Consider the following 22,048-nt stretch of genomic DNA (forward strand, 5'->3'; position numbering starts at 1 on the left):
CGTTTGTTACGAGGCTGTTTTAATGCCGTTGTCCAACATCCGTATCATCCATCAGGACGCCGCCGTACTGGTGGTGGACAAGCCGACCCTGCTGCTCTCTGTCCCTGGCCGGGCCGATGACAACAAGGACTGCCTGATTACCCGCCTGCAAGAAAACGGCTACCCGGAAGCGCGAATAGTTCATCGGCTGGACTGGGAAACCTCCGGCATCATTCTGTTGGCCCGTGATCCGGACACTCATCGTGAGCTGTCTCGGCAATTTCACGACCGAGAAACCGAAAAAGCCTACACCGCCCTGTGCTGGGGACAACCGGAACTGGACAGTGGCAGCATCGACCTGCCCCTGCGCTACGACCCGCCGACCAAGCCACGTCATGTGGTGGACCACGAATTCGGCAAGCATGCCCTGACCTTCTGGCGCGTGCTGGAGCGTTGCGGCGACTGGTGCCGCGTCGAGCTGACGCCGATCACCGGCCGCTCCCACCAGTTGCGCGTGCACATGCTCTCCATCGGCCATCCGCTGTTGGGTGACGGGCTCTACGCCCATCCGCAAGCCCTGGCCGCCTGGCCACGCCTGTGTCTGCACGCGAGCATGCTCAGTTTCACTCATCCGCAAAGCGGCGAACGCTTGCGTTTCGAGTGCCCGGCACCGTTCTAGAGCAACAACCGAAAAAATGTGGGAGCGAGCCTGCTCGCGATGGCGCAGGGACAGGCAACATGGATGTCACTGAAACGCCGCCTTCGCGAGCAGGCTCGCTCCCACAAGGGACCTTCCACAGCAGCAGCCCGCCGCCAATTCTGCGGCCAATACGTTAGACTTGCGCCACTGCTGTCTGGAGCTGCTTATGCGCGAAGAGTTGAACCAAGGCCTGATCGATTTCCTCAAGGCCTCCCCTACCCCGTTCCATGCCACCGCCAGCCTTGTTCAGCGTCTGGAAGCCGCCGGCTTTGTGCGCCTCGACGAGCGCGAGCCGTGGAACACCGAAGCCAACGGTCGTTACTACGTCACCCGTAACGACTCTTCGATCGTCGCGTTCAAAATGGGCCGTCATTCGCCCCTGCATGGCGGCATCCGCCTGGTCGGCGCGCACACCGACAGCCCGTGCCTGCGGGTCAAACCCCAGCCGGAGCTGCAACGCCAAGGCTTCTGGCAACTGGGTGTCGAAGTCTATGGCGGTGCACTGCTGGCGCCTTGGTTCGACCGCGATCTGTCCCTGGCCGGCCGCGTGACCTTCCGCCGTGATGGCAAGGTCGAGAGCCAATTGATCGATTTCAAGGCACCGATCGCGATCATTCCGAACCTGGCCATTCACCTTAACCGTGAAGCCAACATGGGCTGGGCGATCAATGCCCAGACCGAACTGCCGCCGATTCTCGCGCAATTTGCCGGTGACGAACGCGTGGACTTCCGCGCCGTGCTCACCGATCAACTGGCCCGCGAACATGGCCTGAACGCCGACGTGGTGCTCGATTACGAGCTGAGTTTCTACGACACCCAAAGCGCTGCGGTCATCGGCCTGCATGGCGATTTCATCGCTGGCGCACGCCTGGACAACCTGCTGTCGTGCTACGCCGGCCTGCAAGCGTTGCTGACGGCCGAAACCGACGAAACCTGTGTGCTGGTCTGCAACGATCACGAAGAAGTCGGTTCCTGCTCGGCCTGTGGCGCCGACGGTCCGATGCTTGAGCAGACCCTGCGCCGTCTGTTGCCCGAAGGGGATGAATTCGTACGGACCATTCAGAAATCCCTGCTGGTCTCGGCCGACAACGCCCACGGCGTGCACCCGAACTACGCCGACAAGCACGACGCCAACCATGGCCCGAAACTCAACGCCGGCCCGGTGATCAAGGTCAACAGCAACCAGCGCTACGCCACCAACAGCGAAACCGCCGGGTTCTTCCGCCATTTGTGCATGGCCGAAGAAGTACCGGTGCAGAGCTTCGTGGTGCGCAGCGACATGGGTTGTGGCTCGACCATCGGCCCGATCACCGCCAGCCACCTGGGCGTGCGCACCGTGGACATCGGCCTGCCGACGTTCGCCATGCACTCGATCCGTGAGCTGTGCGGCAGCCATGACCTGGCGCATCTGGTCAAAGTGCTGAGCGCGTTTTACGCCTGCCACGAATTGCCGTAAGAACGCAGTTCCCCGTAGGAGCTGCCGAAGGCTGCGATCTTTTGATGTTGATCTTTTGGCGTATTCAAATGTGCTGAAAATCAAGATCAAAAGATCGCAGCCTTCGGCAGCTCCTACGCCACACATCACCAACGCCCGCCCGAAAGCCGCCTAGACTTGCAGTACACCCTCCGACAAGGCTGGCACCATGATCTCGATGTCTGCGTTTCACGCCATGCTGATCCCGATTCTGTCCGGGATGATCATGCTGGCCATCGGCTTCAACTTTCGCGACAAGAACGCCGGTGTGTTCGCGATGTGGGTCGGCATGCTGATGATCCTCGCCACCGTGATCTACAAGATCCTCGCCAAACTCAACGAGTAAAATCCTCGCGCCTACGCAAGATCAAACAATCAGACCACATCCACCCCGACATGAATCGCATCATGACGCCAAAACTCCAGGTCACAATCGATCAAGCGTCCATGCTGATCATAATTGACCCGGACAATCCGCAACCCGGGGCTCCCCACCGACACCCGTAAAGCCGCCGCCGCATCCACCGACAACGCCGTCGGCACAATCTCGAAACGCACACGCCCATAGTGCAAATCATAGTGCCGTGCATACAGCTCGGTGATCGACTGATTCAGATCGAAGTCCAGAATCCCCGGAAAAAACTGCGGGTTCAGGTAATGCTCCACATACAGCACCAATCGCCCGTCAATCCGTCGCGAGCGGCAGATCTGGATCACACTCGACAGCGCCGGCAACTGCAACCACGCACACACCGCCGCCGACGCCGGCTGCAACCGCGCTGAAATCACCTCGGTGGACGGCACTCGCCCCTGGGCACTGACCATCGCGTGAAAGTGGCTGCGCTGCATCAGGTTATAAGCCAGCCGCGGGGGCGACACGAACCAGCCGCGCCGCTCCTCGCGATAAATCTGGCCCTGGGCCTCCAACTGCAGTAAGGCCTCACGCACGGTGATCCGCGTGGTACCGAACAACTCACTGAGCTTGCGCTCGGCCGGCAACTTGCTCCCGGGCGCCAACAGACCGTGGTCGAGCTGTTCTTGCAGAACCTGCCCGATCGCTGTCACCGCTTTGGTTGTCTCGATGCGCATCAACGTTACCTATCTGGACTAGACCAGCACTGTTTCAGGGCAGAACCGCGATTGAAACCGGGCTCCATCAACTGCCTGCAAGCCTAGGCACTGCACATGACTGGCAGATGACAAAGCCGCCGAACGGTTGTGCCAGACACCTGCAATTTTATGGCCAAGTCCCTTTTATATCAGCCCTTTAGCCATGGTCTACGCTTATCTCGCACCCCGCGTATCCGAGCGCAGGAAATTCAGGCCGACCGGTCGTCGACATCAAAATGTCATCCAGGACGCCTAAATTGGCTCAGGTATTGCTGACCTAGACCAACACAACCGCAATCGCAGCGTTGAAAACGCCCAAAGGAGCTTCGGATGAAACAGTTTTTCCTGGCATCACTGTTAGGCTCGACCATTGCCCTGTGCACTGCCGCCATGGCGGCGGATACCGATCTGAAAACACTCGAAGCCGCTGCGAAAGCGGAAGGCGCCGTCAACAGCGTCGGCATGCCCGATGACTGGGCCAACTGGAAAGGCACCTGGGAAGACCTGGCCAAGAAATACGGCCTGAAACACATCGACACCGACATGAGCTCGGCCCAGGAAATCGCCAAGTTCGCCGCCGAAAAAGACAACGCCACTGCCGACATCGGCGACGTCGGTGCCGCCTTCGGCCCGATCGCGGTCAAGCAAGGCGTGGTGCAACCTTACAAACCCACCACCTGGGCACAGGTTCCGGATTGGGCCAAGGACAAGGACGGTAACTGGGCGCTGGCCTACACCGGCACCATCGCGTTCATCGTCAACAAAAAACTGCTGCACGGTTCCGCGGCGCCGACCAAATGGGCCGACCTCAAGACCGGCAAGTACAAAGTCTCCATCGGTGACGTGAGCACCGCCGCACAAGCGGCCAACGGTGTACTGGCCGCCGCCCTCGCCAATGGCGGTGACGAGAAAAACATTCAGCCGGCCCTGTTGCTGTTCGCTGACATCGCCAAGCAAGGCCGCCTGTCCATGGCCAACCCGACGATCGCCACCATGGAAAAAGGTGAAATCGAAGTCGGCGTGGTCTGGGACTTCAACGGCTTGAGCTACAAGGCCAAGATGGCGAATCCGGATGACTACACCGTGCTGATTCCATCCGACGGCTCGGTGATTTCCGGTTACACCACCATCATCAACAAATACGCCAAGCACCCGAACGCCGCCAAGCTGGCCCGCGAATACATCTTCAGCGACGCTGGCCAGATCAACCTGGCAAAAGGCAACGCCCGTCCGATTCGCGCCGAGCACTTGACACTGCCGGAAGAGGTCAAGGCCAAGCTGCTGCCTAACGAGCAGTACAAAAAGGTTACGCCGATCAAAGACGCCGACGCGTGGGAAAAGACCTCCAAGGCGCTGCCGCAGAAGTGGCAGGAAGAAGTCATCATCAATATGCCGTAATGCAGTAGATCCCCAGCTGGGGATCTGATGGAGATCCAAATGTGGGAGCGAGCCTGCTCGCGATGAGGGACTGTCAGCCAACATCAATGTTGAATGTCAGACCGCTATCGCGAGCAAGCTCGCTCCCACAGGGGATTGGTTGCGTACTTGAATCATCTGTTTTTGCGGAGTTCCAGCCCCTATGAAGCACAACGTCATCCTTGTCGTGCTCGACGGCCTCAATTACGAAGTCGCGCGTCACGCCATGGGGCATCTGCAGGCTTACGTTGGCGCAGGACGCGCAGCGCTCTACAAACTGGAGTGCGAATTGCCGGCCCTGTCCCGCCCGCTTTACGAATGCATCCTGACCGGCGTAACGCCGATCGACAGCGGCATCGTTCACAACAACGTCTCGCGCCTGTCCAGCCAGCGCAGCATTTATCACTACGCCACCGACGCCGGCCTGAAAACCGCCGCCGCGGCCTATCACTGGGTCAGCGAGTTGTATAACCGTTCGCCGTTCGTGGCCGCCCGGGATCGTCACACCGACGACCCGAAACTGCCGATCCAGTACGGTCACTTCTACTGGAGCGACCACTACCCGGACTCGCACCTGTTCGCCGACGCGGAAAACCTGCGCCTGCGCCACACGCCGAACTTTCTATTGGTCCACCCCATGAACATCGACGACGCCGGGCACAAGCACGGCCTCGACACCCCGCAATACCGCAACAGTGCCCGCTCGGCCGACATCATCCTCGCCGACTACCTGCAAGGCTGGCTCGACGCCGGTTATCAAGTGCTGGTGACCGCCGACCACGGCATGAACAACGACCGCTCGCACAACGGCCTGCTATCCGAAGAACGCGAAGTGCCGCTGTTCGTCCTCGGCGACGCCTTCAGTTTCAACGCCAGCGCCGCACCGAAACAAACCGAACTGTGCGGCACCGTCTGCGAACTGCTGGGCGTGCCCCACGACAAACCTGTGTGCCGGGAGTTGCTCAAGTGAACGCCATGACCCGTGGTAAATGGCTGGCCGCTCTGTGCCTGGTGCCCTTCACGCTGTTCTTTATCGTGTTCGAGATTGCCCCGCTGCTCTGGGTGATGATCAACAGCCTGCAATCGGAAGAGTTCGGCTGGGGCCTGGCCAACTTCAGCAAAATCTTCAACTCGAAATTCTATTTGCAGGCGATCCAGTACAGCCTCGAAATCAGTTTCTGGTCCAGCGTGTTCGGCATCATCATCGCCGTACTCGGCGCCTACTCCCTGCGCCGGGTCGACTCGAAACTGCGCAACTTCGTCAACGCCTTCGCCAACATGACCAGCAACTTCGCCGGCGTGCCCCTGGCCTTCGCATTCATCATTTTGCTGGGGTTCAACGGCAGTATCACCATCATGCTCAAACAGGCCGGGATCATTCAGGATTTCAACCTGTATTCGAAAACCGGGCTGATCATTCTCTACACCTACTTCCAGATCCCCCTGGGCGTGCTGTTGCTCTACCCGGCGTTCGATGCCCTGCGCGAAGACTGGCGTGAGTCCGCCGCCTTGCTGGGCGCCAACGGCTGGCAGTTCTGGCGGCACATCGGTTTGCCGGTGCTGACCCCGGCGCTGCTGGGCACGTTCGTGATTCTGCTGGCCAACGCCCTCGGCGCGTATGCCACGGTCTACGCCCTGACCACCGGCAACTTCAACGTGTTGCCGATCCGCATCGCGGCGATGGTCTCCGGCGACATTTCCCTCGACCCGAACCTGGCCAGTGCCTTGGCCGTGGTGCTGGTGGCGTTGATGACCCTGGTGACCATCGTGCATCAGTTGCTGTTGAAGAGGAGCTACCATGTCTCGCGCTGAACTGGGCCCCGTTGGTGTCTACCACCGGGTCGTGGTGTATTTGCTGTTTGCCATTCTGCTGTTACCGCTGCTCGGCACCTTGATCTACTCGATCGCCAGCAGTTGGTCAGCGACGATTATGCCCAGCGGCTTTACCTTGAAGTGGTACATCCAGCTGTGGAGCGATCCGCGCTTTCTCGATGCGTTCGGCCAGTCGTTGCTGGTCTGCATCGGTTCGCTGATTCTATCGGTGGTGCTGATCCTGCCGCTGCTGTTCGTGGTGCATTACCACTTCCCGAAACTCGACGCGCTGATGAACATCCTGATCCTGCTGCCCTTCGCGGTGCCACCGGTGGTGTCGTCGGTGGGGCTGTTGCAGCTCTATGGCTCGGGGCCGTTCGCGATGGTCGGTACGCCGTGGATTCTGATCGGTTGCTACTTCACCGTGGCGCTGCCGTTCATGTACCGGGCGATCACCAACAACCTGCAAGCGATCAACCTGCGCGACCTGATGGACGCCGCGCAACTGCTCGGCGCCAGCACCTGGCAAGCGGCATTCCTGGTGGTGCTGCCGAACCTGCGCAAGGGTTTGATGGTGGCGTTGTTGCTGTCGTTCTCGTTCCTGTTCGGTGAATTCGTGTTCGCCAACATCCTCGTCGGCACCCGCTACGAAACCCTGCAGGTCTACCTCAACAACATGCGCAACAGCAGCGGCCACTTCACCAGCGCGCTGGTGATTTCCTATTTCTTCTTTGTGCTGGTTCTGACCTGGGCGGCCAATATCTTGAACAAGGACAAAAGCGAATGAGCTATGTCAGCGTCCAACACCTGCAGAAAAACTACGCAGGCACTACCGTATTCAGCGACATCAACTGCGAAATCAAGAAAGGCGAATTCGTCACCCTGCTCGGCCCGTCCGGTTGTGGCAAATCCACCCTGCTGCGCTGCATCGCCGGGCTGACCTCGGTGGATGGCGGCAAGATTCTGCTTGAAGACCAGGACCTCGTGCCACTGAGCCCGCAAAAACGCGGGATCGGCATGGTGTTCCAGAGTTATGCGCTATTCCCGAACATGACCGTGGAGCAGAACGTCGCCTTCGGCTTGCGCATGCAGAAGGTCAACGCCGACGACGGCCACAAGCGCGTCGCCGAAGTGCTGAAACTGGTGGAGCTGAACGACTTCGCCGCCCGTTATCCGCATCAGCTGTCCGGTGGCCAGTGCCAGCGGGTCGCCCTGGCCCGTTCACTGGTAACCCGGCCTCGCCTGCTGTTGCTGGATGAGCCGTTGTCGGCGCTGGATGCACGGATTCGCAAGCACTTGCGCGAACAGATCCGTCAGATCCAGCGCGAACTTGGCCTGACCACGATCTTCGTCACTCACGATCAGGAAGAAGCCCTGACCATGTCTGACCGAATCTTCCTGATGAATCAGGGAAAGATCGTACAAAGCGGCGACGCCGAAACCCTTTACACGGCGCCAGTCGATGTTTTTGCCGCAGGCTTCATCGGCAACTACAACCTGCTGGATGCCGACAGCGCGACAAAACTGCTGCAGCGGCCGATCACCCACCGCATCGCGATTCGCCCGGAAGCCATCGAGCTGAGCTTGAACGGCGAACTCGACGCGCAAGTGCGCAGCCACAGCCTGTTGGGCAACGTGATTCGCTACCGGGTAGAAGCCCGGGGCGTGGAATTGGTGGTGGATGTGCTGAACCGCTCGGCGGCCGACCTGCATCCCGATGGTCAGCGCCTGGCACTTTCCATCGATCCAACGGCCCTGTGTGAGGTAGCCTGATGACCTTGCTGATGTTGAAGAGAGAACTGCACTGATGGCCCTGGCAATTTTTGATCTGGACGAAACCCTGATCCACGGCGACTGCGCCACCCTCTGGAGCGAGCAAATGGGTCGCCTGGGCTGGGTCGATCCCGAGTCGTTCATGCGTCAGAACAACGAACTGATGGACGCTTACAGCCACGGCAAGTTGCGCATGGAGGAGTACATGACCTTCAGCCTGGAGCCGATGATCGGTCGCACACCGCAAGAGGTCGAGCACTTGGTGGCGCCCTGGGTGGAAGACTTCATCGAGCCGATCATCTTCAGCGACGCCACCAAAGCCATCGCCGCCCACCGCAAGGCCGGCGATCGGATCCTGGTGATTTCGGCCTCGGGCACGCACCTGGTCAGGCCGATTGCCGACCGTCTGGGCATCGACGAAATTCTCGGCATCGAGCTGGAATTGGCGCACGGGGTATACAGCGGTAACACCGTTGGCACCCTGACCTACCGCGAAGGCAAGATCACCCGCTTGCTGGAGTGGCTGGATGCGCAAGAGGAGAACCTGGAAGGCGCGAGCTTCTATTCCGATTCACGCAACGATTTGCCGTTGTTGCTGAAGGTGGATTTCCCGCATGTGGTGAATCCGGATCCGGTACTGCTCGAACACGCCGAAAAAGCCGGCTGGCCAATCCATATCTGGAAGTAACCAGATCCTTGTGGGAGCGTGGCTTGCCCGCGATGAACGATAACGCGGTTTAACTGACACACCGCGTCGCCTAAATCGCGGGCAAGCCACGCTCCCACAGGTTCAGTGTTGTTAGTTCAAGCTTTCGTCGATCACCAACACCAGTTTGCCCGACACCTTATTGGTCGCCAGCTCAGCAAACGCCGCTTCGGCATCCTCTATCGCAAACGTCCTGGCCAGTTGCGGGCTCAACCGCCCTTCGGCAAACAGCGGCCAGACGTGCTGGCTGAGATCGCTGAACACATCGGCCTTGAACTGCTCATCGCGATTGCGCAGGGTCGAACCCAGCAGTTGCACACGCTTGGCCAGCACCTGTGCCAGATCCAGTTGCGCCTCACGACCGCCCATCAAACCGATCAGCACCCAACGCCCATCGCGGGCCAGCAGCTTTAGGTTCAGTGCAGCATAATTACCGCCCACCGGATCGAGGATCACGTCGAACGGGCCCAGATCATTCAAACGGTCCAGATCCTTGCTGCGCACGACGCCACCCTGGGCGCCCAACGCTTCACAGTAGGCCAGACGTTCCTCGGAGCCGACGCTGACCCAGCACGGGTTGCCAAACGCCTTGCACAGCTGAATGGCAGCTGAACCGATTCCACTTGCTCCGGCGTGCAGGAGAACTTTCTCACCCGGTTTGATTGCAGCCAATTGAAACAAATTCAGCCAAACGGTCGCATACACTTCCGGCAATGCCGCGGCCTCGGCCAGGGACAACCCCTCGGGAACCGGCAACACGTGCCGTCCGTCGACAACTACCTCTTCGGCCATCCCGCCCCCGGCCAGCAAGGCGCAAACCCGATCGCCTACCTGCCAGGACGAGCCCGGACCGACCTCGCTGATCACCCCCGAACACTCAAGACCCAGTACCTGACTGGCCCCCGGCGGTGGCGGATAAAGGCCTGCTTTCTGTAACAAATCGGCGCGATTGAGTCCTGCAGCCGCCACTCGGATACGAACTTGTCCTACATCGCATGTAGGACTCGGCTCTTCAACCCACTCCACTCGCCCCTCAACGCCTTGCAATGCTTTCACAGTGCCTCCATAGTGAGTCTGGACTGAGCCCGTAGCTGTAGCGCCGGGCTTTCTTGCATTATGCGACCGGCCCTTGTGGGAACCGGCGACTTCAAAGACGGCCTAATATGCGTGATCAATTGTCCCCGCGTCGAATCAGCATGAAGCATTTTTTCCCCAGCACCGCCCTCGCGCTTGTCATTGGTCTCGGTCTTTTGCCGATGTCGAGCAATTCGTTCGCAGCCAACAGCTGGGACAAGCTTCAGCCCGATCGTGACGAAGTCATCGCCAGCCTGAACGTCGTCGAATTGCTCAAGCGTCACCACTACAGCAAGCCACCGCTCGACGATGCGCGCTCCGTGATCATCTACGACAGCTACCTCAAGCTGCTGGATCCATCGCGCAGCTACTTCATGGCCAGTGACATTGCCGAATTCGACAAATGGAAAACCCAGTTTGACGACTTCCTCAAGAGCGGCGACCTGAACGCCGGGTTCACCATCTACAAGCGCTATCTGGACCGCGTAAAGGCGCGTCTGGACTTTGCCCTTGCCGAGCTGAACAAGGGCGCCGACAAGATCGACTTCACCACCAAGGAAACCTTGCTGGTCGATCGCAAGGATGCTCCTTGGCTCAAGACCAGCGCCGAGCTGGACGACCTGTGGCGCAAACGCGTCAAGGACGAAGTGCTGCGGATGAAGATCTCCGGCAAAGAGCCGAAGCAGATTCAGGAAACCCTGACCAAGCGTTACAAGAATCAGCTGGCGCGTCTGGACCAGACCCGCGCGGAAGATATCTTCCAGGCGTACATCAACACCTTCGCCATGTCCTACGACCCGCACACCAACTATCTGTCGCCGGATAACGCGGAGAACTTCGACATCAACATGAGCCTGTCCCTGGAGGGCATCGGCGCCGTGTTGCAGAGCGATAACGATCAAGTGAAAGTCGTGCGTCTGGTGCCTGCCGGCCCGGCCGACAAGACCAAGCAGGTCGCACCGGCCGACAAGATCATCGGCGTGGCCCAGGGCAACAAAGAGATGGTCGACGTGGTCGGCTGGCGCCTGGACGAAGTGGTCAAACTGATTCGTGGTCCGAAAGGCACCGTGGTGCGCCTGGAAGTGGTCCCGGCCAGCAATGCGCCGAACGACCAGACCACCAAGATCGTGCCAATCACCCGCGAAGCGGTGAAACTTGAAGACCAGGCCGTGAAGAAGTCGGTCCTCAACCTCAAGCAGGACGGCAAGGACTACAAGCTCGGCGTCATCGAGATTCCAGCCTTCTACCTGGACTTCAAGGCCTTCCGTGCCGGCGATCCGGACTACAAGAGCACCACCCGCGACGTCAAGAAGCTGCTGACCGAGCTGCAGAAAGACAAGGTCGACGGCGTGGTCATCGACCTGCGCAACAACGGCGGCGGCTCCTTGCAGGAAGCCACCGAGCTGACCAGCCTGTTCATCGACAAAGGTCCGACCGTTCTGGTGCGTAACGCCGACGGCCGGGTCGATGTACTGGAAGACGAAAACCCGGGGGCGTTCTACAAAGGCCCGATGGCGTTGCTGGTCAACCGTTTGTCCGCCTCGGCGTCGGAGATCTTCGCCGGTGCCATGCAGGACTACCATCGCGCACTGATCATCGGCGGCCAGACCTTCGGCAAAGGCACCGTGCAGACCATTCAGCCGCTGAACCATGGCGAACTGAAACTGACCCTGGCCAAGTTCTACCGGGTTTCCGGCCAGAGCACCCAGCATCAGGGCGTGCTGCCAGACATCGATTACCCGTCGATCATCGACACCAAGGAAATCGGCGAAAGCGCCCTGCCGGAAGCCATGCCGTGGGACACCATCCGCGCGGCCATCAAGCCGGCGCTCGACCCGTTCAAACCGTACATCACGCAGCTCAAGTCCGAGCATGACGTGCGTTCGGCCAAAGACGCGGAGTTCGTGTTCATTCGCGACAAACTGGCCTTGGCCCAGAAGCTGATGACCGAAAAAACTGTCAGCCTCAATGAAGCCGACCGTCGTGCACAACACGCCGATATCGAAGCCAAGCAACTGGCCATGGAAAACATCCGTCGCAAGGCCAAGGGTGAAGAACCGCTCAAAGAGCTGAAGAAAGAAGACGAAGATGCCATCGCGGCCGAGTCGGACAAGACCAAGCCAGAAGACGACGCCTACCTGAGCGAGACCGGGCGGATTCTGCTGGATTACTTGAAACTCAACACCGCGGTCGCCAAGCACTGAGTGGTTACAATCCGAATGATGGCAATTTAATGCTGACGCTCCCCGGAGCGTCATCAAACAGACATCATTCTGTCGTGAAATAAAGGACTGGGAGCTTTGCGCTCCCGGTCCTTTTTTTATCGCCAGAGATCGCCATGACCACGACCGAACAGCTGAGTGCCTTGAGCTCAATACTGACTCAAAGCGGTTTGCACAGCCTGTTCCAGCCGATCATCTCCCTCTCTGAACGACGTGTCATCGGCTACGAAGCCCTCAGCCGTGGCCCCTCCAACAGCCCGCTGCACTCCCCCGTTGCCCTGTTCGCTGTTGCCCAGCAGGCCGGTCGCCTCAGCGAACTGGAGATCGCTTGTCGCCAAAGCGCTTGCCGACGCTTCAATGAACAGCAACTGCCCGGCAAACTGTTCCTCAATGTGTCCCCGGAATCCCTGCTCGAAGCCGCCCACCAACCCGGCCGCACCCTGCAACTGCTGCAGGATTTCGGCATACCGCCAAGCCAGGTAGTGATCGAACTCACCGAACAGACCCCGACCGACGATTTCCAGTTACTGCAAACCGCCCTGCATCACTATCGGGCGATGGGGTTTTCCATTGCGCTGGATGATCTGGGGGCGGGTTATTCGAGCTTGCGGCTCTGGTCTGAATTGCGGCCGGATTACGTCAAGATCGATCGGCACTTTATCGACGGCATCCACCAGGACGCGCTCAAGCGTGAATTCGTCGGTTCGATCCTGCAAATCGCCAAGGCCTCCCGGGCAAAAGTGATCGCCGAAGGCATCGAATTGCCGGAGGAACTCGCCGTGCTGACCGAAATGGGCGTCGATCTCGTGCAAGGCTATCTGCTCTGCCGTCCCCAGGAGCATCCGCCCCGCGATACCCGGACCTTGATGCCCAAACCCAACAGCACCGCAGCGACACTGAACGAGGAAGTCAGTGACCTCAGCGCCCTGCTCAACGACCAACCGGCGGTCACCAGCGACACCCCAACCGCCACCGTGCTGGAAGCCTTCCGCCGCCAAGCCAACCTGAACTCCCTGGCAGTGCTCGACGAGCAAGGCCAGCCCTGCGGCATCGTCCACCGTCATTCCCTCTCGGACGCCCTGCTCAAGCCCTTTGCCACCGACCTGTTCGCCCGCAAACCCATCAGCCGCTTGATGAGCGACGACTTCCTCGCCGTAGAGCTGAGCCAGTCGCTGCAACAGGTCAGCCGCTTGATCACCAGCCGCGCCCGACAGCGCATCGAAGAAGACTTCATCATCACCCTCAACGGCAGCTATCTGGGCTTGGGCCGAGTGATCGACGTGCTCAAACTGATTACCGAACTGAAAATCCAGCAAGCCCGCTACGCCAACCCGCTGACCCTGCTGCCGGGCAACGTACCGATCCAGCAATGCCTGACACGGCTGCTGCAACAGGAACGGGAATCGGTGATCTGCTACGTAGACATCGACAGCTTCAAACCCTTCAATGACATCTATGGCTACGGCCGCGGGGATGAAGTCCTACTGTGTTTGGCGCAATGCCTGAACGACCGCGTCGACCCGACCCGCGACTTCGTCGGCCATATCGGCGGCGACGACTTCCTGCTGGTGCTCGGCCCGGAAGACTGGCGCAAACGCCTGAATCAACTGCTGGACGACTTCCACAGCCAATGCCGACGCTTCTACCGCAGCGAACACCTGGAAGCCGGCTGCTTCATCGCCCCCAACCGCCAGGGTGTGCGCCAGGAGTTTCCGCTGTTGTCCCTGTCCATCGGCGTGGTGCATTTACATCCACAGGCCTGCGGACAGCTTGATGCCAGCCAGTTGGCGGAGATGGCGTCGCAGGCCAAACACCACGCGAAGAATGTGCCGGGGTATAGCGTGCATGTAATTGATAGCCTGGCGGTGCCGGCAACCGAGGAAGCGTTAGTCGCCGGACATCGATGATTTGCCGTACATCCCGTAGGAGCTGCCGAAGGCTGCGATCTTTTGATCTTGCTCCCCCAACGACCCAGTGGCAAAGGGACCTGCCCTAATGCCAGTCGATAAGGTTGAACACCCATCCTGTGGCGAGCGAGCTTGCTCGCGCTGGGCTGCGTAGCAGCCCTAAAAAATCCGGCTATACCGCAGATTTCATGAGTGCTTCGCACTCAAGCGGGAGCAAGCTCCCTCGCCACAAAAAGCCATTCGGCGCTAATCCGAAGACCGAGCCCGCAACCGCCGCCCAATCACATCCAGCACATCACACCCATCACGCAATGGAATGGCACAAAGCAAGGCAAAGTCGCTGAGAATCATCGAATCACATTCGACTGAGCCGCGCATGGACAGGTTCTCAAGCACTTGGGTGACAGCACGAATTCGGTAGCTGGCGGCGTCGGTCAGAATATCCAGCGGTGCATGGGTATCGACAAACAGGGTGGGCATGTCGTTGCAGTTACTGGTGAGCGCCATGTAACGGTTTTCGGGGTGGGGAATTGGCTTTTCATAGGGTGGATCAGGCGTAATGGCTGTCATCGTTTGATTCCTAACGTATGGATTGGAGCCGCCAGAAATCACTTCCACGCAATAGGTGGCGGCTGTACGCAGGTGTGGAAGACCAGGACGTTAGGCACCCGGCGCACTCGAAAGCGCCCCGCGCACAGCCACCATAAAACACAGACGATAAAAAACGCCGAACTGGTGGCGCTTGACGCGCCTAACGATAGAAGGGCTTCCACGCCCTGTCACTGATTTTGCAGTGACAACCCCAAGACTATCGATGGAGCGCATCGCGCACCAGTTCATGCAAATCGCTACAACTTGAAGGAAATCTCCGATGGATCTACCCAGCAATAAACGCGCGAGACTTTGCGGGGGATCGATCAGGAAAGAAGTCGGGGAAGGATGATGTTGATGTAGGTCGATTCGCTAATGATCACTCCAATATTCAACAAGCAGGCAGAAACGCAAACGTGGCGAGAGGTTTTCCTCACGCCACGTTCGTTTGTCAGACACGCAATTGTTTAATCCGCATTTGTGTCGTTCGCAATATTCACAAACGACACAAAGCCTGTGGGAGCGAGCGGTGCGGCGATCCGACTTGCCGGCGAAGAGGCCCGCTCAGACACCGCAAATTTCCAGGACTAATCCGTCACTAGACATCGCACGAAGGCCGAGCCCGCAACTGCCGCCCAATTACATCCAGTACATCGCAGCCATCACGCAGTGGAATGGCACAGAGCAAGGCAAAATCGCTGAGGATGATCGAGTCGCACTCGAGTGAGCCGCGCATGGACATGTTTTCGAGCACCTGAGTGACGGCGCGGATTCAATAGCCGGCGGCGTCATACAGAACATCGAGCGGCGCGTGGGTATCAACGAACAAGGTGGGCATGTCGCTGCAATTGCTGGTCAGCGCCATGAAGCGGTTTTCAGGATGGGGAATTGGTTTTTCGTAGGGTGGATCAGGATGTAGTGTTGGCATTTTAAGCTTCCGATGAAAATGGGAGCTGCCAAAAGCCTTCCTACAGGCTTGGGTGGCAGCTATACGCGGGGTAGGAATACCGAGCATCGGAAAACTCGACCACGCCGAAACGTGCCCACGCATAGTCGCCGCGACAGATATTACGGACGCACATTGACGGCCGCAAATCTGACTTCGATTGCTAACGCATTACCGATGCTATTAAAGGGTTCCTACACCCCCTCACTGATATTCAGTGACCACCAAAGCCTATCGATTGAACTCACTACGCACCAGTTCACGAAAACCGCCACAACTTGAAGGAAACTTCCGAAGACCTTGCCCAGAAATTTCGCTCAAAAAAGAAAACTTGGCGGAAGGCTTCGCTGAAGCCTGGCTTGATTTCTCTACCGTGGGTTAACCGGTTTCGACCTATAGCTGCCGGTAGCGACAGGCAGAAATCGGCCATTTGTTGCCGGTGACGACAGGCAGCAATCGGTCGATTGTGTTGAAAAGGTCAACCCAGCCACCTCGCCAGTGCGAGGTGCGGTGAATACGCCATATTTACACGCTGCTACGTAAATCTGTACGCAGAGCGTTCTGCGACCAAGAATAGACTTCAATCTCAAACGCTTACTTTTCTTCCGTGAAAACCGACCTCGACTTTTTCAACAGAATTGACCAGAAGCAGTCTTTCGCAATGGACAAAACCTCAGCAAATAAAATAGTCTCTAACCAGAAGCCACTAAATCGCTTTCGTGAATAATTACCTTCTGTGGTCACTTGACCGCTACAGCTCCACGCTTTACAGGAAAGCAAAGAGGACAAGGAATGTTACACACCGCGATCCTCGAAGCGCTCTCACACGATTTGGCGCCCATTTTTATTACGCAAAAATATAACTAAGGAAGTATTATGGCTGATCAGCAAGATGACAAAACTCTCAATCTCTATCCTATTGACTACCCATTTGAAACTTTGGTTTCACGAATAAATTCCGATCAGCCAAAATTAATATTAGACCCTGATTTTCAAAGAAAATATAAGTGGGATAAAGGAGGTTGGTCTAGAGCATCACGGTTTATTGAGTCCTGCCTGATGCGTATACCGCTGCCTTCCTGTTATTTTGCTGAGGATGACGAGAGAAGGCACTTGGTTATTGATGGCGTACAGCGACTGACAACCGTTACCAGATTTTTTAATGACGAATTTGCTCTTGAAGGCCTGACCACTTTCAAAAATCTTGAAGGCAAGAAATTTTCAGAGTTAGGCGAGTATCAAGCGGAATTAGAAGCTACAACAATTCGGTGTATTGTTCTTAGGAAAGAAAACCCCAAAAAACTTATAAGGGAAATATTTTCAAGATTAAATCAAGGTGCTGTAGAACTTTCCTCGCAGGAAATTAGGCATGCCATCTACCCTGGGCGACTGGACAATTTGGTCATCGAATTAAGCCAGATACCATTAATAGCTACTTTTGGACTGGCTGAAAATGCAACAAGGACAAAGGATGATAGAGAAGCTGAAGAACAAGTTTTAAGATTCTTTGCATTCCATGAAAAGCTTGACTCGTACGAGGGGAATCTAAAAGAATTCTTGGATGATTACATGGAAGAAAAGAGTGGACTTCTAGAAAGTGAAGCTGAGCAGATGAAGGCGCTTTTTTCGTCTTCACTGAATAAATGCGAGTCAATTTTTGGTGAAAATGTCTTCTGCGACACAACAAAACAAAGAGCCAAGCAAGGTCTAGTTTACTATGATCTTTTAATGCCTACTGTTGGCGTACTAGATCAGACCATTGTTGACACTAAATCGGAGGAAATTCGCACTGCATTCATAAATCTATGTAGTTCTGAAGCATTCAGAAGAACAATGTCCGGAGGTCTTCAAAAACAATCATCCATATTAAGAAGGCGAGCCCTCTGGCAGAAACTACTAACGGAAGCTATCAATGAATGACTGGGCATTACTAACCAAGTATGAAAACCTCTATATATCACTGAGGGGGATAATCAAGGAGTCTGAAAATAGAGTTCTTAGTAATAATCCTGACAATCTATTTATAGATAATGTGAATTTTTTTGTTAAGTCATACTTGATAACTATATGTACTTATTTGGAGTCATTCTTACAGGATCTGGCCCTAAAGTATGCGAAGGAAATTAGTCTAAGAATAAAAAAAGCCGAAATTCCACATAACTTTGTCTACTGGAGACTAGCGCCAGAAGTCAAGGACAAGGACCTAAAATTCTTAAATATTGACTTATCGATCAATAAGAAAGAGATATCAGACAACCTGTCGGCCAATCCATATAGGACAGTTAAATTATTTAGATATCTAGGTGTCGACCTTACTTCGGAGGAGGATTTCGAGAGCAATAAGGGACTCGTCAATTCGATCGTCGCAAAAAGAAATAATATAGTTCATCACAACGACAAGGCAATGGATATTTCGTTTTCCGACTTACTGGCATATATTGATATATTTACTCAATATATGAATGCAATTGATATGGCGATATGTAAAAAAATTATACCGGTATAACAATAGGCCGCGGAAACTGTCGGGCTCTCTGCTCCTGCTCGACTTACTAAGTCCTGAGCATCCCATAGAGATGGGCTATCGATAAGAGAGCAAGACGTAAATGGGTAAATGGAATCATAGGGTTGCGGCCCTTGGGTATGTGCCTTTGATATGTGGAGAGGGTGGATAGGGATTCGAACCCCTTCTTACATACGTCTAGGCCGCTTCATGCCAGAAAAATCGGCACTTTAGTTCTGTGTTGATGGCGTCTAGCGGACAACGGCGGCCTGGAATATGCCCTAATTTTGCCCTAAACGTCTCAGTGCAAATGGCGGCATTCGGCCGGTCGTGACAGACAGAAAACGGCCAAAAGCAGACGGTTACGCAGGGTTAATAGCCGTTTCTTGAGGCTTGGAAGTGTCTACGGAAGGAGGGGCGATTCAAACCTTACGGTTCTGGCCAAACCACTAGCTCTTTAGACGCAATCTAGACTGTATGTTTTTGAACTTCAATAGGGAAAAGTAATGGATCCACAATTCTTTGGCTATATTTCTGTCTCTGTGGACAAATGGCAGAAAGTCGCGCCTCTATTTGTGGCTGGGATGGGTGCATTATATATAATTTATATTTGCACAATTACGGAGTCCCTATCCATAATCAGAAACAGGATATCTGATCTTATCGGGATGAAGCACTCATTCAATCACGAAAAACTAAAAAAACATCAACAACAAGAGCTAGACCTAGATTATTTTAATTTCAAGTTCAAGTTAAATGTCAAAACACCTTATGCAATGGATAAATTAATCGCTTGGGCAGACAGATCCGGCGTACGACTGAACGAGATCAAACGAGCGCGCCCCTATTTCAATGCAACTGAGCAAACTTTCAAAATCCCTCAGCCAAAATTTGTAAAAACATTCACTGTAATAGTCCTGCTTTTTGCCGCGCTGGTATTTTTCGCAATTTACACTCCCAATGCCGCATTATTTAAAGTCAATAAAACCGGTCAATGGTTTTGGGTTACTGATAGCCATGCTTTCTCATTCACCTCCTACCTTCCGCAATCACTGCATGTTTCTGGCTCTTGGAAAATGAGCACAGGAAATTGTTTGCTGGATAATACGTCAGCTCCACTATCCAACGAATGGGATAAAAAAGTTATATGTTATCTTTTACTGGAAAACCAGAAAGGGCAAGTAGCCAAAACCATCAGAGAGCAGAAAATTTTGGCATGGACTTTTTCGCTCCCTTGGCTCCTTGTGCCTCTTGCTGTACTGCAAGGAAGTAACAGGCGACGATACGCAATAGAGTTTCAAAAACGCAGCCAGAAAAAGCTCCGCTTCGGGGACAGCCCTCTTCCAGAATATGCAAGGTACTATTATGACTAAGTCAAATGGTGACGAGTAAGGCATAGGGGATTTAAATCTGCCTTGAACGGCAGAAATCGGCTGTGGATTCAACCGGTCGATGCAACAGATTGGCTAAATCGCTCAGCGGGTGTTTCGTAGTTTAGTGTTTTCCTAGGACGGCTATTTAGTTGCCTTGCCACTTCATTGAGCGCGTCTTGCGAGTGATCCGCAAGGTCAGTTCCTTTCGGGAAGTACTGCCTTAAAAGCCCGTTGGTGTTCTCATTCGTTCCCCGTTGCCAGGGGCGATGAGGGTCGCAAAAGTAGACCTTGATGTCGGTAGCCACCGTAAATCGCTTATGGTCAGCCATCTCTTTTCCGCGATCCCACGTCAACGATTTGTAGAGTTCCAGGGGGAGCTCACGGGCGTTTTCGATCAGGGCGCTGATGACCGTCTCGGTGTCCTTACCGGCTACCTTCACCAGCATCACGTAGCGGGTATGTCGCTCAACAAGAGTGGCAATCTGGCTGTTCCTGCTACCGCACAGCAGGTCACCTTCCCAGTGACCTGGCACCGCCCGATCTTCAGCCGCGGCTGGGCGTTCGCGGATCGATACCGCGTCTGTGATTCGACCGTGATTTTCTTTCTTCTGGGTGTGATGGCGCGAGCGACGCATGGCTCGCGTGCGCCGTAAATGCTCAAGCAACTCCTTCTTCAGAGCCCCGCGAGCCTGTATGAAGAGGGTGCGATAGATCGTCTCGTGTGACACCTGATAGCTCGTATCGTCCGGGTAGGTTCGCTTTAGCCAGCCGGCAATTTGTTCCGGTGACCACTGCAATTGAAGCTTGTCTGCAACAATTTGCGCCACCGCTCGGTTCTCAACAAGCTTGCAGTCCTTAGGTCGATGGGCGCGATCCCAGGCAGCCTGATCAGCTCGATTAGCCCGGTAGCATCCTTGGCCACCGTTGCGTCTGATCTCACGACTGATCGTAGAGGCGGCTCGCCCTAGCAGCGCGGCTATGGAGCGGATCGAGTTACCTGCCACCACTGCACGCGAAATCTCTTCGCGTTCAGCCAACGTCAGGGCCAATCTGGATCTGCGGCGTACAGCGGGTCTGATCCCCCCTGTCTCCGCCAAGATGCGCTGTATCGATGAGTGGTTTCGTTCAAACAGTTGGGCGATCTGCTGGAGAGAGTCGCCTTTCTGCCAGTGATCCCACATCAGTTTTTTCTGGCTTTCGGTGTAATAGATCCGAGGTCTCTGCTTCATCTGCAACACTCCTTCTGCTTACACAGAATGTAGTTGTGTTGCATCGACCGGTTGAATCCACAGCCAAGAGCGGACATTGAAGTACTGGACCTATGCAAATGAATCACCAAGGTGATGCAAGCGCATAAAAATGCCGGCCGCTATCAAATATCTCCGTAGACGCACCATCAATATCGTGATGCGTAGCGATTGGGCCATTCTTGCATCACATCAATGAAAACCGCTTTCGATAATCACTTGGCCCAACTCCGAGACGCCGCATAAATGCCCTTCGGAACCCGTCCGTATTGGCATAACCGACTGTATCGGCCAAGCGCTTGAGTGAAACGTCAGAATCTTCGATCAACCGTCTGGCCGCATCGATCCGGGCCAGTTCAACAAATTCGGCCGGGGTCGAACCGGCTTCAGCCTTGAAGGTACGGGCGAAGTTTCGCTCGCTCATACCGGCGCGGGCGGCCAGGATGGGGACGCTTAAGTCGGCCTTCAGGTGCTCCACCACATAATCCTGCACGTCTCGGATCACGCTGCGTTCGGCGGTTTGCGCTGCTAGTTGCGCGCTGAACTGCGATTGCCCGCCAGGCCGCTTGAAGAACATCACCATTTCACGGGCCACGCTGAGCGCCAATTCTCTGCCGTAATCTTCTTCGACCAGCGCCAAAGCCAGGTCCATGCCCGCCGTGACACCCGCCGAAGTGTAGATGTTGCCATCCTTGATAAAGATGCTATCCGGATCGACGTGTGTTTGCGGGTGCTCCTTAGCGAGTTTTGCGCTGGAATTCCAATGGGTGGTGACACGGCGCCCGTCGAGAAGGCCAGCGGCGGCCAGTAGAAAAGCACCGCTACAGACTGAGCCGATACGACGTACGGATTTCGCTTGCCGACGTAGCCAATCTTGCAACGCGGGGTCATGCGCGATTTCGTCGATATGTGGGCTGCCGGCCACAAGCAAGGTGTCGATCTTGCCTTTATAAGTTTCGAAGGTTTCATCAATGCCAAGCTTCAAACCACTTGAGCCTTTGATCATGCCCTTGCTGGTACCGATGACTTCGACCCGATAGGCGCGCGGATTACCCAGTTGCTTGGCTGCTTCGGCGAAGACGTCGGCGGGCCCGACGACGTCCAGCAGTTGCACACGGGGGAATGCCAGGAGGGTTATACGCATGATGTCTGTCCTCGTCGAATCATTGGCTGAATACGTCGTTTTACGACTATTTCAGCCAACAGCTGTTTGGC

At 55.8% G+C, this 22,048-nt stretch carries 19 protein-coding genes and 1 pseudogene; 14 read left to right on the plus strand and 6 right to left on the minus strand.

Annotated elements, in window-relative coordinates:
• Positions 1 to 22: 22 nt before the first annotated feature.
• The 3 genes from AACY49_RS24470 to AACY49_RS24480 all read left to right on the plus strand — a co-directional run bounded on the left by AACY49_RS24470 (position 23) and on the right by AACY49_RS24480 (position 2,499).
• Complete coding sequence (locus AACY49_RS24470) at positions 23 to 658, plus strand: RluA family pseudouridine synthase (RefSeq protein WP_007940846.1); 636 nt, start codon at positions 23 to 25, stop codon at positions 656 to 658.
• Positions 659 to 845: 187 nt separating this feature from the next.
• The gene (locus AACY49_RS24475; protein ID WP_258696841.1) at positions 846 to 2,135 is read left to right on the plus strand and encodes a M18 family aminopeptidase; all 1,290 of its coding nucleotides are present in this window, start codon (positions 846 to 848) and stop codon (positions 2,133 to 2,135) included.
• A gap of 187 nt (positions 2,136 to 2,322) precedes the next feature.
• Positions 2,323 to 2,499, plus strand: coding sequence for a hypothetical protein (locus tag AACY49_RS24480; RefSeq protein ID WP_258696842.1), 177 nt, complete (start codon positions 2,323 to 2,325; stop codon positions 2,497 to 2,499).
• 29 nt (positions 2,500 to 2,528) lie between these two features.
• On the opposite strand, the gene phnR is transcribed toward AACY49_RS24480, so the two are convergent.
• Positions 2,529 to 3,242 (minus strand): phosphonate utilization transcriptional regulator PhnR, encoded by a 714-nt coding sequence (gene phnR, locus AACY49_RS24485; protein WP_258696843.1) that lies wholly within the window; start codon positions 3,240 to 3,242, stop codon positions 2,529 to 2,531.
• Positions 3,243 to 3,593: 351 nt separating this feature from the next.
• Here phnR and AACY49_RS24490 point away from each other — a divergent pair, with 351 nt between their 5' ends.
• From AACY49_RS24490 to AACY49_RS24515, 6 genes are all read left to right on the plus strand, one after another.
• The gene (locus AACY49_RS24490; protein WP_258696844.1) at positions 3,594 to 4,661 is read left to right on the plus strand and encodes an ABC transporter substrate-binding protein; all 1,068 of its coding nucleotides are present in this window, start codon (positions 3,594 to 3,596) and stop codon (positions 4,659 to 4,661) included.
• Between the two features lie 181 nt (positions 4,662 to 4,842).
• Positions 4,843 to 5,649 (plus strand): alkaline phosphatase family protein, encoded by an 807-nt coding sequence (locus AACY49_RS24495; protein WP_258696845.1) that lies wholly within the window; start codon positions 4,843 to 4,845, stop codon positions 5,647 to 5,649.
• Positions 5,650 to 5,654: 5 nt separating this feature from the next.
• A complete protein-coding gene (locus AACY49_RS24500; protein WP_258700768.1) occupies positions 5,655 to 6,491 on the plus strand; it encodes an ABC transporter permease in 837 nt (278 codons plus the stop codon).
• A complete protein-coding gene (locus AACY49_RS24505) occupies positions 6,478 to 7,278 on the plus strand; it encodes an ABC transporter permease (RefSeq protein ID WP_339526929.1) in 801 nt (266 codons plus the stop codon). Before AACY49_RS24500 ends, AACY49_RS24505 begins: the two co-directional genes overlap by 14 nt.
• The gene (locus AACY49_RS24510) at positions 7,275 to 8,264 is read left to right on the plus strand and encodes an ABC transporter ATP-binding protein (RefSeq protein ID WP_258696847.1); all 990 of its coding nucleotides are present in this window, start codon (positions 7,275 to 7,277) and stop codon (positions 8,262 to 8,264) included. Before AACY49_RS24505 ends, AACY49_RS24510 begins: the two co-directional genes overlap by 4 nt.
• A gap of 34 nt (positions 8,265 to 8,298) precedes the next feature.
• Positions 8,299 to 8,952 (plus strand): HAD family hydrolase, encoded by a 654-nt coding sequence (locus AACY49_RS24515; RefSeq protein ID WP_258696848.1) that lies wholly within the window; start codon positions 8,299 to 8,301, stop codon positions 8,950 to 8,952.
• A gap of 111 nt (positions 8,953 to 9,063) precedes the next feature.
• Here AACY49_RS24515 and AACY49_RS24520 read toward each other — a convergent pair whose 3' ends face one another.
• A complete protein-coding gene (locus AACY49_RS24520; protein WP_339526932.1) occupies positions 9,064 to 10,026 on the minus strand; it encodes a zinc-binding dehydrogenase in 963 nt (320 codons plus the stop codon).
• Positions 10,027 to 10,166: 140 nt separating this feature from the next.
• Between AACY49_RS24520 and AACY49_RS24525 the strand changes: the two genes are divergently transcribed.
• Together AACY49_RS24525 and AACY49_RS24530 are read left to right on the plus strand one after the other, a co-directional pair.
• Entirely contained in the window at positions 10,167 to 12,248 is a 2,082-nt protein-coding gene (locus tag AACY49_RS24525) for a carboxy terminal-processing peptidase (RefSeq protein WP_339526934.1), read from the plus strand.
• A gap of 134 nt (positions 12,249 to 12,382) precedes the next feature.
• Entirely contained in the window at positions 12,383 to 14,173 is a 1,791-nt protein-coding gene (locus AACY49_RS24530; RefSeq protein WP_339526936.1) for a bifunctional diguanylate cyclase/phosphodiesterase, read from the plus strand.
• 246 nt (positions 14,174 to 14,419) lie between these two features.
• Here the strand turns inward: AACY49_RS24530 and AACY49_RS24535 are convergent, their stop codons facing one another.
• Both AACY49_RS24535 and AACY49_RS24540 read right to left on the minus strand, forming a co-directional pair.
• Complete coding sequence (locus tag AACY49_RS24535; protein WP_339526938.1) at positions 14,420 to 14,743, minus strand: hypothetical protein; 324 nt, start codon at positions 14,741 to 14,743, stop codon at positions 14,420 to 14,422.
• Between the two features lie 619 nt (positions 14,744 to 15,362).
• Positions 15,363 to 15,692: pseudogene (locus tag AACY49_RS24540) on the minus strand (hypothetical protein).
• A gap of 894 nt (positions 15,693 to 16,586) precedes the next feature.
• Here AACY49_RS24540 and AACY49_RS24545 point away from each other — a divergent pair.
• The 3 genes from AACY49_RS24545 (at position 16,587) to AACY49_RS24555 (ending at position 19,586) form a co-directional block, all read left to right on the plus strand.
• Positions 16,587 to 17,630 (plus strand): DUF262 domain-containing protein, encoded by a 1,044-nt coding sequence (locus AACY49_RS24545; protein WP_339526940.1) that lies wholly within the window; start codon positions 16,587 to 16,589, stop codon positions 17,628 to 17,630.
• Positions 17,623 to 18,216 (plus strand): HEPN domain-containing protein, encoded by a 594-nt coding sequence (locus AACY49_RS24550; protein WP_339526942.1) that lies wholly within the window; start codon positions 17,623 to 17,625, stop codon positions 18,214 to 18,216. The genes AACY49_RS24545 and AACY49_RS24550 overlap by 8 nt, the downstream gene beginning before the upstream one ends.
• A gap of 503 nt (positions 18,217 to 18,719) precedes the next feature.
• Positions 18,720 to 19,586: a DUF6216 family protein gene (locus AACY49_RS24555; RefSeq protein ID WP_223488762.1), complete on the plus strand. Its 867-nt coding sequence runs from the start codon at positions 18,720 to 18,722 to the stop codon at positions 19,584 to 19,586.
• Between the two features lie 68 nt (positions 19,587 to 19,654).
• On the opposite strand, the gene AACY49_RS24560 is transcribed toward AACY49_RS24555, so the two are convergent.
• Together AACY49_RS24560 and AACY49_RS24565 are read right to left on the minus strand one after the other, a co-directional pair.
• Positions 19,655 to 20,815, minus strand: a complete 1,161-nt coding sequence (locus tag AACY49_RS24560) for an IS30 family transposase (RefSeq protein ID WP_339526946.1) — start codon at positions 20,813 to 20,815, stop codon at positions 19,655 to 19,657.
• Positions 20,816 to 21,020: 205 nt separating this feature from the next.
• Positions 21,021 to 21,977, minus strand: a complete 957-nt coding sequence (locus AACY49_RS24565; protein ID WP_084321207.1) for a GlxA family transcriptional regulator — start codon at positions 21,975 to 21,977, stop codon at positions 21,021 to 21,023.
• Positions 21,978 to 22,048 lie beyond the last annotated feature (71 nt).

The sequence above is a fragment of the Pseudomonas sp. EL_65y_Pfl2_R96 genome, from assembly GCF_963970905.1.
Taxonomy (GTDB): Bacteria; Pseudomonadota; Gammaproteobacteria; order Pseudomonadales; family Pseudomonadaceae; genus Aquipseudomonas.

Excerpts from the sequence above, each read along its gene's own strand:
- AACY49_RS24510 (WP_258696847.1), top strand. The coding sequence starts at position 7,275 with ATGAGCTATGTCAGCGTCCAACACCTGCAGAAAAACTACGCAGGCACT.
- phnR (WP_258696843.1), bottom strand. The coding sequence starts at position 3,242 with ATGCGCATCGAGACAACCAAAGCGGTGACAGCGATCGGGCAGGTTCTG.
- AACY49_RS24480 (WP_258696842.1), top strand. The coding sequence starts at position 2,323 with ATGATCTCGATGTCTGCGTTTCACGCCATGCTGATCCCGATTCTGTCC.
- AACY49_RS24525 (WP_339526934.1), top strand. The coding sequence starts at position 10,167 with ATGAAGCATTTTTTCCCCAGCACCGCCCTCGCGCTTGTCATTGGTCTC.
- AACY49_RS24505 (WP_339526929.1), top strand. The coding sequence starts at position 6,478 with ATGTCTCGCGCTGAACTGGGCCCCGTTGGTGTCTACCACCGGGTCGTG.
- AACY49_RS24550 (WP_339526942.1), top strand. The coding sequence starts at position 17,623 with ATGAATGACTGGGCATTACTAACCAAGTATGAAAACCTCTATATATCA.
- AACY49_RS24470 (WP_007940846.1), top strand. The coding sequence starts at position 23 with ATGCCGTTGTCCAACATCCGTATCATCCATCAGGACGCCGCCGTACTG.
- AACY49_RS24490 (WP_258696844.1), top strand. The coding sequence starts at position 3,594 with ATGAAACAGTTTTTCCTGGCATCACTGTTAGGCTCGACCATTGCCCTG.
- AACY49_RS24515 (WP_258696848.1), top strand. The coding sequence starts at position 8,299 with ATGGCCCTGGCAATTTTTGATCTGGACGAAACCCTGATCCACGGCGAC.
- AACY49_RS24535 (WP_339526938.1), bottom strand. The coding sequence starts at position 14,743 with ATGACAGCCATTACGCCTGATCCACCCTATGAAAAGCCAATTCCCCAC.
- AACY49_RS24555 (WP_223488762.1), top strand. The coding sequence starts at position 18,720 with ATGGATCCACAATTCTTTGGCTATATTTCTGTCTCTGTGGACAAATGG.
- AACY49_RS24495 (WP_258696845.1), top strand. The coding sequence starts at position 4,843 with ATGAAGCACAACGTCATCCTTGTCGTGCTCGACGGCCTCAATTACGAA.
- AACY49_RS24560 (WP_339526946.1), bottom strand. The coding sequence starts at position 20,815 with ATGAAGCAGAGACCTCGGATCTATTACACCGAAAGCCAGAAAAAACTG.
- AACY49_RS24500 (WP_258700768.1), top strand. The coding sequence starts at position 5,655 with ATGACCCGTGGTAAATGGCTGGCCGCTCTGTGCCTGGTGCCCTTCACG.
- AACY49_RS24475 (WP_258696841.1), top strand. The coding sequence starts at position 846 with ATGCGCGAAGAGTTGAACCAAGGCCTGATCGATTTCCTCAAGGCCTCC.
- AACY49_RS24545 (WP_339526940.1), top strand. The coding sequence starts at position 16,587 with ATGGCTGATCAGCAAGATGACAAAACTCTCAATCTCTATCCTATTGAC.
- AACY49_RS24530 (WP_339526936.1), top strand. The coding sequence starts at position 12,383 with ATGACCACGACCGAACAGCTGAGTGCCTTGAGCTCAATACTGACTCAA.
- AACY49_RS24565 (WP_084321207.1), bottom strand. The coding sequence starts at position 21,977 with ATGCGTATAACCCTCCTGGCATTCCCCCGTGTGCAACTGCTGGACGTC.